At 72.5% G+C, this 13,233-nt stretch carries 13 protein-coding genes; 2 read left to right on the forward strand and 11 right to left on the reverse strand.

Annotated elements, in window-relative coordinates; genetic code table 11:
• Positions 1-103 precede the first annotated feature (103 nt).
• Positions 104-907: a sporulation protein gene (locus ACFQ79_RS18635; RefSeq protein WP_383584671.1), complete on the forward strand. Its 804-nt coding sequence runs from the start codon at positions 104-106 to the stop codon at positions 905-907.
• A 61-nt stretch (positions 908-968) separates the two neighbouring features.
• On the opposite strand, the gene ACFQ79_RS18640 is transcribed toward ACFQ79_RS18635, so the two are convergent.
• The 9 genes from ACFQ79_RS18640 to ACFQ79_RS18680 all read right to left on the reverse strand — a co-directional run bounded on the left by ACFQ79_RS18640 (position 969) and on the right by ACFQ79_RS18680 (position 10,657).
• The gene (locus ACFQ79_RS18640) at positions 969-2,102 is read right to left on the reverse strand and encodes an acyl-CoA dehydrogenase family protein (RefSeq protein ID WP_383584673.1); all 1,134 of its coding nucleotides are present in this window, start codon (positions 2,100-2,102) and stop codon (positions 969-971) included.
• The gene (locus ACFQ79_RS18645; protein WP_383584698.1) at positions 2,099-3,997 is read right to left on the reverse strand and encodes a biotin carboxylase N-terminal domain-containing protein; all 1,899 of its coding nucleotides are present in this window, start codon (positions 3,995-3,997) and stop codon (positions 2,099-2,101) included. The genes ACFQ79_RS18640 and ACFQ79_RS18645 overlap by 4 nt, the downstream gene beginning before the upstream one ends.
• A gap of 25 nt (positions 3,998-4,022) precedes the next feature.
• Positions 4,023-5,621, reverse strand: coding sequence for an acyl-CoA carboxylase subunit beta (locus ACFQ79_RS18650; protein WP_383584675.1), 1,599 nt, complete (start codon positions 5,619-5,621; stop codon positions 4,023-4,025).
• On the reverse strand, positions 5,618-7,309 hold the full coding sequence (locus ACFQ79_RS18655; RefSeq protein WP_383584677.1) for an acyclic terpene utilization AtuA family protein: 1,692 nt from the start codon (positions 7,307-7,309) through the stop codon (positions 5,618-5,620). Before ACFQ79_RS18655 ends, ACFQ79_RS18650 begins: the two co-directional genes overlap by 4 nt.
• Positions 7,309-8,100 (reverse strand): TIGR03084 family metal-binding protein, encoded by a 792-nt coding sequence (locus tag ACFQ79_RS18660; RefSeq protein WP_383584679.1) that lies wholly within the window; start codon positions 8,098-8,100, stop codon positions 7,309-7,311. Before ACFQ79_RS18660 ends, ACFQ79_RS18655 begins: the two co-directional genes overlap by 1 nt.
• Positions 8,101-8,315: 215 nt before the next feature.
• Positions 8,316-8,738, reverse strand: a complete 423-nt coding sequence (locus ACFQ79_RS18665) for a hypothetical protein (RefSeq protein ID WP_383584681.1) — start codon at positions 8,736-8,738, stop codon at positions 8,316-8,318.
• A 77-nt stretch (positions 8,739-8,815) separates the two neighbouring features.
• On the reverse strand, positions 8,816-8,998 hold the full coding sequence (locus tag ACFQ79_RS18670) for a DUF1272 domain-containing protein (RefSeq protein WP_383584683.1): 183 nt from the start codon (positions 8,996-8,998) through the stop codon (positions 8,816-8,818).
• Between the two features lie 106 nt (positions 8,999-9,104).
• Positions 9,105-9,482, reverse strand: a complete 378-nt coding sequence (locus ACFQ79_RS18675) for a VOC family protein (RefSeq protein ID WP_383584685.1) — start codon at positions 9,480-9,482, stop codon at positions 9,105-9,107.
• A gap of 227 nt (positions 9,483-9,709) precedes the next feature.
• Entirely contained in the window at positions 9,710-10,657 is a 948-nt protein-coding gene (locus tag ACFQ79_RS18680) for a DMT family transporter (RefSeq protein WP_383584700.1), read from the reverse strand.
• Positions 10,658-10,837: 180 nt separating this feature from the next.
• On the opposite strand from ACFQ79_RS18680, the gene ACFQ79_RS18685 reads away from it, so the two are divergent.
• Entirely contained in the window at positions 10,838-11,695 is an 858-nt protein-coding gene (locus ACFQ79_RS18685; protein ID WP_383584687.1) for a LysR family transcriptional regulator, read from the forward strand.
• A 79-nt stretch (positions 11,696-11,774) separates the two neighbouring features.
• Here ACFQ79_RS18685 and ACFQ79_RS18690 read toward each other — a convergent pair whose 3' ends face one another.
• Both ACFQ79_RS18690 and ACFQ79_RS18695 read right to left on the reverse strand, forming a co-directional pair.
• Positions 11,775-12,032, reverse strand: a complete 258-nt coding sequence (locus ACFQ79_RS18690) for a DUF397 domain-containing protein (protein WP_383584690.1) — start codon at positions 12,030-12,032, stop codon at positions 11,775-11,777.
• Positions 12,010-12,858, reverse strand: coding sequence for a DUF5753 domain-containing protein (locus tag ACFQ79_RS18695; protein ID WP_383584692.1), 849 nt, complete (start codon positions 12,856-12,858; stop codon positions 12,010-12,012). The genes ACFQ79_RS18690 and ACFQ79_RS18695 overlap by 23 nt, the downstream gene beginning before the upstream one ends.
• Between the last annotated feature and the right edge of the window lie 375 nt (positions 12,859-13,233).

Here is a 13,233-nt window from a genome sequence, read left to right on the forward strand (position 1 = left end):
TACGAGACGTGATCGGCATCGGCTCGCGCCGCGCCGGAACGGGGCCGTTCCGGAGCCAGAACTTCCGCTCCCTTCAAGGTCATCAGCCGGTTAGCCTGCGCTCATGGTCTTCAAGCGCCTTCTTGGCATGGGCGGCATACCGCTCGAAATCGACACCGTCGTGCAGTCCGAGCCGGCACTGCCGGGCGGCCTCCTGACCGGGGAACTGATCCTGCGCGCGCCCGACCGCCGCATCGAGGTGAAGTCGATCTGGCTGAGGCTGGTGACCGACGCTCCGGTGGCCCACAAGGGCGACGGCGACGGATCCGGCGGCGACACCTTCGACTACCCCTCGGTGAGCGGCCACTTCACCCTGGAGAAGGGCGCGGAGAAGCGGCTCCCGATCCGTCACCGGCTCAAGTGGGAGACCCCGCTGACCGAGGTGAAGGGGCAGAAGCTCGGGGTCCACCTGGGCATCCACACCGAGGTCGAAGCCGAGGGCGTCAAGGCCCAGACGGACGACGACCCCGTGTACATCGGCGCGCTGCCGCTGCACGAGGCCGTCCTCGACGCCTTCGCCGCCGAGGGATACGCCCTCCGGACCTCGCGCATCCACAGCGGGAACATCCCCCGCACCGAGTACCACGTCTACCGGGCGCAGGGGCTCCTGCTCGTCGACGAGCGCTCCGGGCAGGACCGCCCGGAGAAGCTGGAACTGCACTTCCACACCAACGCCGTCGGCTGCGAGATCTTCCTCCGCAAGGCGAAGCTCGACGAGCGCTACTGGAAGGACAAGCCGCCGGCCCGACGCTTCGTGGCAGCCCACCACGAGGTCGGCCGGGTGGACTTCGGCGAGGCGGTCCGCCGGTGGATCGACGAGGTCGGCCTCACGGACGGCAGCCACCCGACCAGCGACTACGAGGACTGAGCACCGGATCCGCCCCGGCCGGTGGCGCACCGCCACCGGCCGGGCGTCAACCCGGCCCGGGTCAGTACGATTTGGGCAGCCCGAGCGTCTGGTGCGACACGTAGTTGAGGATCATCTCCCGGCTGACCGGCGCGATCCGGGCCACCCGTGCGGCCGTGACCAGCCGGGCCAGGCCGAACTCCTTGGTCAGGCCGTTGCCGCCGAGGGTGTGGACCGCCTGGTCGACGGCCTTCACACAGGCCTCCGCCGCCGCGTACTTCGCCATGTTGGCGGCCTCGCCGGCCCCCATGTCGTCGCCCGCGTCGTAGAGGTGCGCGGCCTTCGCCATCATCAGGCGGGCCAGTTCCAGCTCGATGTGCGCCTGGGCGAGCGGGTGCGCGACGGCCTGGTGGGCGCCGATCGGAGCCTTCCAGACCTGGCGCTCCTTCGCGTACTTCACGGCCTGCGCGAGCGCGTACCGGCCCATGCCGATCGCGAACGCGGCCGTCATGATCCGCTCCGGGTTGAGGCCCGCGAAGAGCTGGAGCAGACCCGCGTCCTCGTCGCCGACGAGCGCGTCGGCCGGCAGGTGCACCTCGTCGAGCGTCAGCTCGAACTGCTTCTCGTTCGCGTCGAGTTCCATCTCGATGTGCCGCCGCTGGAAGCCGGGGGCGTCGCGCGGGACGATGAAGAGACAGGGCTTGAGGCTGCCCGTGCGGGCGTCCGAGGTACGGCCCACGATCAGCGTCGCGTCGGCGATGTCGACACCCGACACGAACACCTTGCGCCCGTTGAGGACCCAGCCCTCCTCCGTACGGGTCGCGGTCGTCGTGATCCGGTGCGAGTTCGAGCCCGCGTCGGGCTCCGTGATGCCGAACGCCATCGTCCGCGAGCCGTCCGCGAGACCCGGAAGCCAGGCCCGCTTCTGCTCCTCCGTGCCGAAGCGGGCGATGACCGTGCCGCAGATCGCGGGCGAGACCACCATCATCAGGAGCGGCGCGCCGGCCGCACCGGCCTCCTCCAGGACGATGGACAGCTCGGCCATGCCGCCGCCCCCGCCGCCGTACTCCTCGGGCAGGTTGACCCCCAGATAGCCGAGCTTGCCGGCCTCCGCCCACAGGGTGGCCCGGTCGAAGCCGGGGCCGTGCCGGTGGCCGAGCGCGGAGACGGCGGCGCGGAGCGCGGTGAGCTCTTCGCTTTCGATCATGGTGCTCATACGGTCTGGTCCTCCTGTGCTGCTTCGGTCGTGGCGTCGTCCGAGACGACGGCGAGCAGGGCACCTACCTCGACCTGACGGCCGGGGGCGGCGTGGAGCGCGGTGAGCGTGCCGGAGGCGGGGGCGATGACGCGGTGCTCCATCTTCATGGCCTCCAGCCAGAGGAGCGGCTGCCCGGCGGTGACGCGGTCGCCGACGGCGAGGCCGTCCGCGACCCGGACGACGGTGCCGGGCATGGGTGCGAGCAGGGAGCCGGGGGCGGTCTGCTCGCGCGGGTCGGTGAAGCGGGGTCGGACGGCGAGCCGGTGGGGTCCGGCGTGCACGATGCCGTCCCCGTACGCGGCGACGCCGAAGTCCCTTACGACTCCGCCGACTTCGAGCCTCACGCGGGCGGGGTCCGCCGCGACCACCCGTACGCCCTCGGGGGCCGTGACCTCGAATCCGCCGTCCCGCGCCGGCCTGTAGCGCACCTCGTGATCGCCGTACGTCCGCGTCTCGTCCTGGGAGCGCAGGTTGCGCCAGCCCCCGCCGAAGCGGCTTCTGCGGGCGGCGGCCCCGGCGAGGGCCGCGGCGACGGCCGCGTACTCCTCGCCGGTCCGGGGCTCCGTCAGCGCGTCGAGGTTCCGGTCGTAGAAGCCGGTGCCCAGGAGCGCGGGGTCCGCGAACTCGGGGTGCCGGAGGGAGGCGACCAGCAGGTCCCGGTTGGTGACCGGGCCGTGGATCCGCGTCCGGTCCAGGGCGTGGGCCAGCTTGCGGATCGCCTCCGCGCGGGTGGGGGCGTGGACGATCACCTTGGCGAGCATCGGGTCGTAGTGGACTCCGATCGTGTCCCCGGAGGCGTACCCGGTGTCGAGGCGGGTCCGGCCCTCCCCCGGCAGCTCGAAGAGGTGCAGGACACCGGTCTGCGGGGCCCACGCGCGCGCCGGGTCCTCCGCGTACAGGCGCGCCTCGATCGCGTGGCCGCGCGGGGCCGGGGGCTCGGGCGGCAGGGCCCGGCCCTCGGCGACGGCGAGCTGGAGCGCGACGAGGTCGACCCCGAACGCCTCCTCGGTCACGGGGTGTTCGACCTGGAGACGGGTGTTCATCTCCAGGAACTGGGCTCGGCCACCGGCCACCAGGAACTCGACCGTGCCCGCGCCGACGTAGCCGACCGCCTTCGCCGCACGGACGGCCGTGTCCAGGAGGGACGCTTCGAGCGCGGCGGGCAGACCGGGCGCCGGCGCCTCCTCGACGACCTTCTGGTGGCGCCGCTGGAGGGAGCAGTCACGGGTGCCGAGCGCCCAGGCGGTGCCGTGGGCGTCGCAGAGGAGCTGCACCTCGACGTGCCGCCCGTTCTCGACGTAGGGCTCGACGAACACCTCGCCGTCGCCGAAGGCACTGAGCGCCTCGGCCGAGGCGGCCGCCACCTCCCCCGCGAGCTGGCCGAGTTCCCGTACGACCCGCATCCCGCGGCCGCCGCCGCCCGCCGCCGCCTTCACCAGGACGGGCAGGTCGGCCTCGGTCACCTCCGTCAGGGGCGCGATGCCGAGGAGCTCCTTGGCGCGGGTCTTGGACGCCATCGCCTCGATCGCCTCCGGCGGCGGACCGATCCACACCAGACCGGCGTCGATCACCTGCCGGGCGAAGCCGGCGTTCTCGGAGAGGAAGCCGTAGCCGGGGTGGACGGCGTCCGCGCCGGCGGCGAGGGCCGCCTTCACCACCAGGTCGCCGCGGAGATACGTCTCCGAGGGCGCCGCCCCCGGCAGCCGTACCGCCGTGTCCGCCTCCCGTACGTGCAGGGCGTCGGCGTCCGCGTCGGAGTACACGGCGACCGTCGAGACACCCAGCTCACGGCAGGTGCGGAAGACGCGGCAGGCGATCTCGCCCCGGTTCGCGACGAGGACGGAGGTGATCATCGAGGGCTCGGTCATGGGGAGGGCCTCACATTCGGAAGACGCCGAAGCCGCCGCGCGCGCCCTCGACCGGTGCCGTGTGGATCGCGGAGAGGCACAGCCCGAGGACCGTGCGGGTGTCGCGGGGGTCGATGACCCCGTCGTCGTAGAGCCGGCCGGAGAGGAACATCGGCAGGGACTCGGACTCGATCTGCGCCTCGACGAGCGCCCGGAGACCGGCGTCGGCCTCCTCGTCGTACGGCTGCCCCTTCGCGACGGCGCTCGCCCGCGCCACGATGGAGAGGACACCGGCGAGCTGCTGCGGGCCCATGACGGCGGACTTGGCGCTGGGCCAGGCGAAGAGGAAGCGCGGGTCGTACGCCCGGCCGCACATGCCGTAGTGCCCGGCGCCGTAGCTCGCCCCCATGAGGACGGACAGGTGGGGCACGCGGGAGTTCGACACGGCGTTGATCATCATCGCTCCGTGCTTGATGATGCCGCCCTGCTCGTACTCCTTGCCGACCATGTAGCCGGTGGTGTTGTGGAGGAAGACGAGCGGGATGTCGCGCTGGTTGGCGAGCTGGATGAACTGCGCGGCCTTCTGCGACTCCGGGCCGAACAGGACACCCTGCGCGTTGGCCAGGACGCCGACCGGATAGCCGTGCAGGCTCGCCCAGCCCGTGACCAGACTCGGCCCGTACAGCGGCTTGAACTCGTCGAAGTCGGAACCGTCGACGATCCGGGCGATCACCTCGCGCGGATCGAACGGGGTCTTGAGGTCCCCGGGCACGATCCCGAGGAGTTCGTCCTCGTCGTACTTCGGGGGTTCCGCGAGGCCCGGGTCGGGCTGGGCCTTGCGGTGGTTCAGCCGGGCCACGATCCGGCGGGCCTGACGGAGCGCGTCGGCCTCGTCGACGGCGTAGTGGTCGGCCAGCCCGGACGTCCGCGCGTGCATCTCGGCGCCGCCGAGGGACTCGTCGTCGCTCTCCTCCCCCGTCGCCATCTTCACCAGCGGCGGACCGCCGAGGAACACCTTCGACCGCTCCTTGATCATCACGGCGTGGTCGGACATGCCGGGGACGTACGCGCCACCGGCCGTCGAGTTGCCGAAGACGACCGCGATCGTGGGGATGCCGGCGGCGGAGAGCCGGGTGAGGTCGCGGAAGAGCGCCCCGCCGGGGATGAAGATCTCCTTCTGGGACGGGAGATCGGCGCCGCCGGACTCGACGAGCGAGATCACCGGCAGGCGGTTGGCGAACGCGATCTCGTTGGCCCGGAGCGCCTTCTTCAGCGTCCACGGGTTGGAGGCGCCGCCGCGCACGGTCGGGTCGTTGGCGGTGATCAGGCACTCGACGCCCTCGACGACCCCGATGCCGGTGATCAGGGACGCGCCGACCGCGTAGTCGCTGCCCCAGGCCGCGAGCGGCGACAGCTCCAGGAAGGGGGTGTCCGGGTCGACGAGCAGCTCGATCCGCTCGCGGGCGAGCATCTTTCCGCGCTTGCGGTGCCGCGCGATGTACTTCTCCCCGCCGCCCGCGAGCGCCTTGGCGTGCTCGGTCTCCAGGGCGGTGAGCTTGTCGAGCATGGCGGCACGGTGGGCCCGGTAGTCGGATCCGCCGGTGTCGAGGGCGGAGGCGAGGACGGTCACAGGAGTCCCTCCGGGATGTCTGTTGCGCGGGAGCGGAGCCACTCGCCGAGGGCCTTGGCCTGGGGGTCGAAACGGGCCTGGGAGGCGACGCCCTCGCCGAGGATCCCGGCGAAGGTGAAGTTGAGCGCGCGGAGCCCGGGAAGAACGTGCCGGGTGATCACCAGGCCGGCCGTCTCGGGAAGCAGTTCACGCACCCGCTCGACCGTGAGGGCGTGCGCGAGCCACCGCCACTCCTCCTCCGTGCGCACCCAGACGCCGACGTTCGCGTCGCCGCCCTTGTCGCCGCTGCGGGCGCCGGCGATCCGGCCGAGGGGCACGCGCCGGGTGGGCCCCGGCGGGAGCGGCTCGGGAAGGTCCGGTTCGGGCACGGGCGCGAGCTCCCGGGTCCGCCGCGGTACGGGGACGGGGGCGCGGGTCCCGTCCGGGAGCACGGCCGTGTGCGGAACGTCGGCGGCCGGTACGTACGCGCTCTCGAAGACCCCGTAGGGGGCGCCCTTCCCGGGCGGCGCGGTCACATGGAAGCCCGGGTAGCTGGCAAGGGCGAGTTCGATGGCGGCGCCGGTGAGGCCACGGCCGACGGCCTCGGGGGAGGGATCCCGGACGACGAGCCGCAGGAGGGCGCTGGCGGTCTCCTCGGTGCCGGCGTCGGGCCGGTCGGTGCGGACGAGCTCCCAACGGACCTCGCGGGGGCGGCGGTCGGCGAGCGCGTCCTCGACCTGGCCCCGCACCAGTGCGGCCTTCTCCTCGATGTCGAGGCCGGTCAGGACGAACACGATCTCGTTGCGGAAGCCGCCGAGCCGGCTGAGCCCGACCTTGAGCGTCGGGGGCGGCTCCTCTCCCCGTACGCCGTCGATCCGGACCCGGTCGGGACCCTCCTGGGTGAGCCGGACGCTGTCGAGGCGGGCGGTGACGTCGGGCCCGGGATAACGGGCGCCGGCCGTCTCGTACAGGAGCTGGGCCGTGACGGTGCCGACGTCGACGAGGCCGCCGGTGCCGGGGTGCTTGGTGATGACGGCGCTGCCGTCCTCGTGGAGTTCGGCGAGCGGGAAGCCGGGGCGGCGGAAGAGCGCCGGGTCGTGCTCGCGGAAGAAGGCGTAGTTCCCGCCGGTGGCCTGGGTGCCGCATTCGAGGACGTGCCCGGCGACGACCGCGCCCGCGAGCCTGTCGTACTCCTCGGGCCCCCAGCCGAAGTGCCACTGCGCGGGCCCGGTGACGAGCGCGGCGTCGGTGACCCGGCCGGTGACGACGACGTCGGCGCCGGCGGCGAGGCAGGCGGCGATCCCGGCGCCGCCGAGATAGGCGTTGGCGGCCAGCGCGCCGTCGACGGCCGGGAGCCGGTCGCCCTCCACGTGCGCGACCCGCGTGGGCAGCCCGAGCTTGGCGGCGAGGACGCGCAGGGCGTCGGCGAGACCGGCGGGGTTGAGACCGCCGGCGTTGGCGACGATCCGGATCCCCCGGTCGTGGGCGAGGCCGAGCCCCTCCTCCATCTGGCGCAGGAACGTCTTGGCGTACCCGGAGGCCGGGTCCTTGAGCTGGTCGCGGCCGAGGATGAGCATGGTGAGCTCGGCGAGGTAGTCACCGGTGAGGACGTCGATCGCGCCCTCGGGCCCGCCGCCGACGAGCATCTCGCGGACGGCGTCGAACCGGTCGCCGTAGAACCCGGAGGCGTTGCCGATGCGGAGCACCATCACCGGGCTCCTTCGGCGGACCGGCCCGGGCCCGCGGGTCCGGCGAAGGCCTGGGCGATGGTGAGCCACTGCGCGGCGTCCGGCCCGACGGCGACCAGCGAGGTGTCGTCCCGGTGCACGCGCTGGGTGACGAGCAGACAGAACTCCAGGGCCGACCCGGTGACGGTCTGAGCGGCGTCCTCGGGCCCGTAGACCCACGACTCCCCGCTCGGCGATACGAGTTCCACCCGGACGGGCTCGGTGGGAACGGGCAGACCCCGCACCAGATAGGCGTAGCCCCGGGCCCGGTGACCGATCCAGGCGACGTGCCGGATGCGGTCGGTCGGCGTACGGACGACCCCGAGGGCGTCGGCGACGTCCTGCCCGTGCGCCCAGGTCTCCATGAGCCGGGCGGTGGCCATGGCGGGGGCGCTCATGGGCGGCCCGTACCAGGGAAAGCGCGCACCGGCCGGAACCCCGCGAAGGGCCTCCTGGAGCAGCTCGCGCCCCTCGCGCCAGTGGGCGAGCAACGCACCGGGCGGCAGCTTCGCCCCCTCCTCGGCACCCTCGTCGACGAAACGCTCGGGGGCGGCGAGGGCCTTGGCGGCCTCGGCGGCGAACCCGTCGGCGTCGGTGACGGCGAGGAGCGCGGCCCGGTCGGTCCAGGCGAGATGGGCGACCTGATGGGCGACGGTCCAGCCGGGGGCGGGGGTGGGGGCGGCCCACCGTTCCTCGCTCAACTCGCCGACAAGGACGTCGAGTGCTTCGCTCTCCTCGCGCAGATCATCGAGGACGACAGCGGGGTCGGACACGGTGCGCTCCCCTCGGGACACGGCGGCGTGCCCCGGAGCATGACAGCGAACCAGAAAACAATCAAGCATGCTTGCTTTGATTGGCGCAGAAGCGCTGAGCGCGCGGGCCGGGCCTTCGGAGCCGACACCGTTCCGCGCAGGAGTCGGAGCGGCGTGGCCGATGGCCGGCCACATGACGCAGCCCCCACCGCCCCCACCGCCCCCACCAGCCGCCCTCAGTCCCCCGGCCGCCTGCGTATCGCCGACGCCAGGGCCGTGACGGCGACCACGAGGACCAGGGAACGCCACGGCAGGAGGACCCAGGGGACGTCGTCGATCGCGTCGATGCCGTGGCCCACCGCGGTGATCCACGCGGCCGTCCCCGCGAGGACCATCGGGCCGACCTTCCGCTCCCCGGTGACCCGCATGCCGATCCACAGGACCAGCGGCATGAGGAGGACCGTGTTCATGATCGCGGCGGTGAACACCTGGTCCGACGAGTAGCCGGGCCCCGCGCCCAGCGTCGCCGCGGCCTGGCCGGCGAAGAACATGTACAGGGTGTCGGACAGGATCAGGTGCGACGCGGCGACGGCGAGCAGCGAGACGATCACGGCCTTGAGGAGCCGCGGGGCGAGCGGGGTGGGTGAGGACGGTGCCATACCGCACGACTATACGCACGGTGTATACATGCAGTGCATAGCCCTCCGGCCGCCACCTCCCCACCCCTCCGGCGCCGCTACCCGGCCACCCGCCGGGGCCGCGCCACCAGCTCGCCCCCGCAGTTGGGACAGACGTCGCCCATCGCGTCGGCGCACGGAACGCAGAAGCTGCACTCGTACGAACAGATCCGCGCGGGCCCGTCCGGCGTCAATGCCGCCGTCTCGCACCGCTCGCACCGGTCTCGCATCTCCAGGGCCATGATCGGCTCCCCTCCTCGTGGTGTCGGACGACGGTTCCATCGTCCGAGGAGCCGTGACACCCCGAAACAGCGGGACGGCCAAGGATCAACGGAATCGGGTCAGAGGTCAGTGCCTGACCAGGCAGAACGGGTGCCCGGCGAGGTCGGCGTACACCCGCCAGCTCCGCCTGCCGTCGCCGCCGTCGAGAAGCCGGGCGCCGAGCGCCACGACCTGATCGTGCGCCGCGTCCAGATCGGCGACGCCGAAGTCGAGATGGGACTGCTGGGGGCGCTCGGAGGACGGCCAGGTCGGGGAGCGGTGATCCGCGACGCCCTGGAAGCAGAGGACGAGACCGCCGGGGGTGTGCAGGGTGGACCAGGCATCGCCGAGGGCCCAGCGGCGGTCCGGGCGGTCGACCTCGCCACCCAGCACCGCGCGATAGAAGGCGGCGAGTTCGGCGGGGGCCGGGCAGTCCAGGACGAGGCACTGCAGTTCAGCGATCATGCCCGGATCCTAGAACCCGAACATGATCGCGAAAGCTCGCGGCACCGACCCGCGGGGAGCGACGCAGCGACCCGCGGGAGCGACGCACCGACCTGCGAGGGGGCTGCGCAACGACCCGCGCGGGGGCGACGCAACGACCTGCGGGGGGCGACGCAGCGACCCGCGCGGGGGCGATGCACCGACCTTCGGGGGGGGGCGACGCAGCGACCCGCGAGGAGCGACCGGATCTAGCCCGCGATCCTGTCCCGCTCCCGCGCGGCCGCCCGTACCTGCGTGCGGACCGCACCCATGCTCGCCGCGATCACCAGCGCGATCGCGAGCGCGTCGGTCAACGACAGCGCCTGGCTGAGGATGAGGAAGCCGGCCGTCGCCGCGATGGCCGGTTCCAGGCTCATCAGGATGGCGAAGGTCGGGGCGGGAAGACGCCGCAGGGCGAGGAGTTCCAGGGTGTACGGCAGGACGGACGACATCAGCGCGACCGCGAGGCCGAGGCCGATCGTCGAGGGTACGAGGAGCTTGTCGCCCGCCTCCGCGATGCCCAGCGGCAGGCTGAGGACGGCACCGAAGGCCATCGCGAGCGCGAGCCCGTCCGCCTGCGGGAAGCGACGGCCGGTCCGCGCGCTGAAGACGATGTACGTGGCCCACATCGCGCCCGCCGCGAGCGCGAAGGCCGCACCCAGCGGATCGAGACGGTCGAAGCCGCCGCCGCTGAGCAGGACGACGCCGCCGAGGGCGAGCCCCGCCCAGAGCAGGTTCATCAGGCGCCGCGAGGCGACCACCGAGAGGATCAGCGGGCCGAGGACCTCCAGGGTCACCGCGGCACCCAGCGGGATCCGGTCGGCCGCCTGGTAGAAGAGGATGTTCATGCCCGCCATCGCCGCACCGAAGGCGACGATCGTGCCCCAGTCCGCCCGGCCGTAGCCGCGGACCTTCGGGCGGCAGACGATCAGCAGGACGGCGGCGGCGAGCACGAGCCGCAGGGTGACGACGCCGAGAGCGCCGGCCCGCGGCATGAGGAGGACGGCGAGAGCCGAGCCGAACTGCACGGAGAGCCCGCCCGTGACGACGAGCGCGACGGGCCCGAAACGGTGACCCGCGAGCCCCTTGGGCCCGCGGCCGCCCTGGGCGCCGCCGGCGGGGGCGGCCGGCACCTCGGGGCCGACCGCGGTCCCCACCGGGCCCGCCTCCTTGACCGGACTGATGTCCACCGACCGCTCCTCAAGTGTTCATTGCATTGAACTTCCAGTCCAGAATAATGCACCGAAGGGCGACTGTCACCGGAGTTCCCCTCTCACGCTACGAGTCCCCGCGCGGCGCCGGAAATGCCGATTGTGCTGCGGTTATGCTCCAGACGCATGAGCATCGAGCTACGGCACCTCCGCTGCTTCCTCGCCATCGCCGAGGAATCCAGCCTCACCAGGGCGGCAGCCCGGCTCCACCTCACCCAACCCGCCGTGTCCCGCACGCTCGCCGCCCTGGAACAGCACCTCGGGGCCCGGCTCGTGGACCGCTCCACCCACCACCTCGCCCTCACGGCCGAGGGCCGCGCCTTCCAGGACCGGGCCGCGGCCGCCCTCGCCGCCTTCGAGGCCGCCGTCGACCCGGCCAGGCTGCGCCACCGGCCCCTGCGCCTCGGGCACGCGTGGTCGGCCTTCGGCCCGTACACCACGCCGCTGCTCCGCCGCTGGCAGCGCGAACACCCCGAGACCCCGCTCGAACTCCTCCGCATCGACGACCGCACGGCCGGCCTGACCCGGGGAGAGGTGGACGCGGCGCTGCTGCGGGGGCCGGTCGACGCGCCGGGCCTGGTCACGGAGGAGCTCACGACGGAGGAACGCGTCGCGGCCGTGCCGGCCGACAGCCCACTCGCGGAACGGTCGCGGCTCACCCTGAACGACCTGGCGGGCGGAACCGTCGTACTCAACACGGTCTCGGGCACGACGACCCTCACGCTCTGGCCTGCGGCGGCGCGCCCGGCGGCGACGGTCACGGTGGCGAACACCGACGACTGGCTGGCGGCGATCGCGGCGGGCAGGGGCGTCGGCGTCTCGTCCGCGTCGACGGCGTCACTGCACCCGCACCCGGGCGTCACGTACCGCCCACTGCCGGACGCCCCACCGCTGCCGGTGGTACTGGCATGGCGGGACGCGTTCCCGCACCCGGCGACGGGGGCGCTGGTGGGGATGGCGCGGGAGATCGTCAGCGGGGGGTGAGGCCGGTCGTTGGGGACGAGGTCAGAACCGGCCCGTGGAGTCGGGCGGGGTCAGAACCGGCCCGTGAAGCCGGGCGGGGTCAGAACCGGCCCTGCGCGGCGGCGGCGACGAAGATGGCGAAGGCGGCGGGGGTGGCGCGGAAGTGGGGGCCGTCGGGGTTCTTGGAGTCGCGGACGGCGATGTGGGGGGTGAGGTGGGCGACTTCGATGCACTCGCCGCCGTCGGAACCGCTGTGGGAGGACTTGAGCCAGGTGGTGGGGCCGAGGGGGGCGCATTCGATGCACTCGCCGCCGGTGTTGCCACTGAACGAGGACTTACGCCACTCCACGCTGGTCATGCCCGATCCGGTCCTCATAGTGCTCCTCCATGACGCGCATGATCAGTTCCGCCGAATCCTCCACGGACAGGGCGGACGCCTGCAAGTGAGCGTAACGAAGAGCGGCTTCTCTCAGCGTGTCCAAGTCGGCTGTCATGTGACCGGAGATGAGGTCCTCGGTGTAGACAACGTCTGGATCGTCGTCGAACCGCAACGCACTGAAGGAGCCGATCAGACTCGCATGCTCCCCTGCCGCGAACGGCAGCACCTGGATCCGCACCCAGCGTTCCTCACGGAAGCTGAGCAGGTGGGCCAGTTGCGCACGCATGATCTGGGGCGATCCGATGGGACGAAGCAGGGCCGCCTCGTCGAGAATTACCCACACCATCGGCGGACGGTCGCGAGTCAGGATCCGCTGACGCTCCAGTCGCGCCGCCACCAGCTCTTCGAGCTTGTCAGGCAGCCCCGTCGCCAGCACCGCCCGAGCGTACTTCTCCGTCTGAAGCAGGCCGTAGACCATCTGCGACTGGTACGTCGAGATGTACGCCGCCTTCGCCTCCATCTCGGCAAACGGCTGGAACCAGGTCGGCAGTTGGCTCCGCAGCACCAGGCCCACCAGGCGGGTGAAGAACCCGCCCGTCATCAGCGCCGCGTCGATCCGCTCCGAGAAGTCCCGCGTCGGGACCTTCTTCGCCGTCTCGATCTGGCCGATCAGGGACCCCGTACAGAAGACGATGCCGCCGAGCTGGCCCTGCCCGAGCCCGGCGGCCTCCCGCAGGCGGCGGAGTTCGGATCCGTAGTAGTCCAGCGGTGAGGCGGACGGATCAAGGCTGCGGATGTTGACCACGAGGAGGTCACCCCCAATGTCGGCTCACGCCGACAGTAACGGGGCGGCTCATCCAGGAGGCCCGAATCAGGTAACCGGCCTTCTTTCGAAGGAACTTGGACCTGCGGGCGCATAAACGCAGGCAGGGCGGCAACGGCGGGGCCGACAAGTGGGCTTCTGGTGGGACCGCCCTCTTTCCGAGAGTCGCTCCTTCCGGTGGTGCGTCAAGGGCGCTCCTTCGTCGCGTCGGCTTCGCCGATTCCGCTTCGCTCCACCCTTGACCCACCACCTCCAGGAGCGAAAACACTCTCGGAGGGCGGTCCAGGGGCGGGGTCCACGCCGGGCTTCGGGCATCGGCCGGGCGTCGCGTGCGTCTGCGGGTCGGTGGGTGGGGGC

This window comes from Streptomyces sp. NPDC056480 (assembly GCF_042795405.1).
Classification (GTDB): Bacteria; Actinomycetota; Actinomycetes; order Streptomycetales; family Streptomycetaceae; genus Streptomyces.

Excerpts from the sequence above, each read along its gene's own strand:
- ACFQ79_RS18635 (WP_383584671.1), top strand. The coding sequence starts at position 104 with ATGGTCTTCAAGCGCCTTCTTGGCATGGGCGGCATACCGCTCGAAATC.
- ACFQ79_RS18640 (WP_383584673.1), bottom strand. The coding sequence starts at position 2,102 with ATGAGCACCATGATCGAAAGCGAAGAGCTCACCGCGCTCCGCGCCGCC.
- ACFQ79_RS18645 (WP_383584698.1), bottom strand. The coding sequence starts at position 3,997 with ATGATCACCTCCGTCCTCGTCGCGAACCGGGGCGAGATCGCCTGCCGC.
- ACFQ79_RS18655 (WP_383584677.1), bottom strand. The coding sequence starts at position 7,309 with ATGGTGCTCCGCATCGGCAACGCCTCCGGGTTCTACGGCGACCGGTTC.
- ACFQ79_RS18665 (WP_383584681.1), bottom strand. The coding sequence starts at position 8,738 with ATGGCACCGTCCTCACCCACCCCGCTCGCCCCGCGGCTCCTCAAGGCC.
- ACFQ79_RS18670 (WP_383584683.1), bottom strand. The coding sequence starts at position 8,998 with ATGGCCCTGGAGATGCGAGACCGGTGCGAGCGGTGCGAGACGGCGGCA.
- ACFQ79_RS18675 (WP_383584685.1), bottom strand. The coding sequence starts at position 9,482 with ATGATCGCTGAACTGCAGTGCCTCGTCCTGGACTGCCCGGCCCCCGCC.
- ACFQ79_RS18685 (WP_383584687.1), top strand. The coding sequence starts at position 10,838 with ATGAGCATCGAGCTACGGCACCTCCGCTGCTTCCTCGCCATCGCCGAG.
- ACFQ79_RS18690 (WP_383584690.1), bottom strand. The coding sequence starts at position 12,032 with ATGACCAGCGTGGAGTGGCGTAAGTCCTCGTTCAGTGGCAACACCGGC.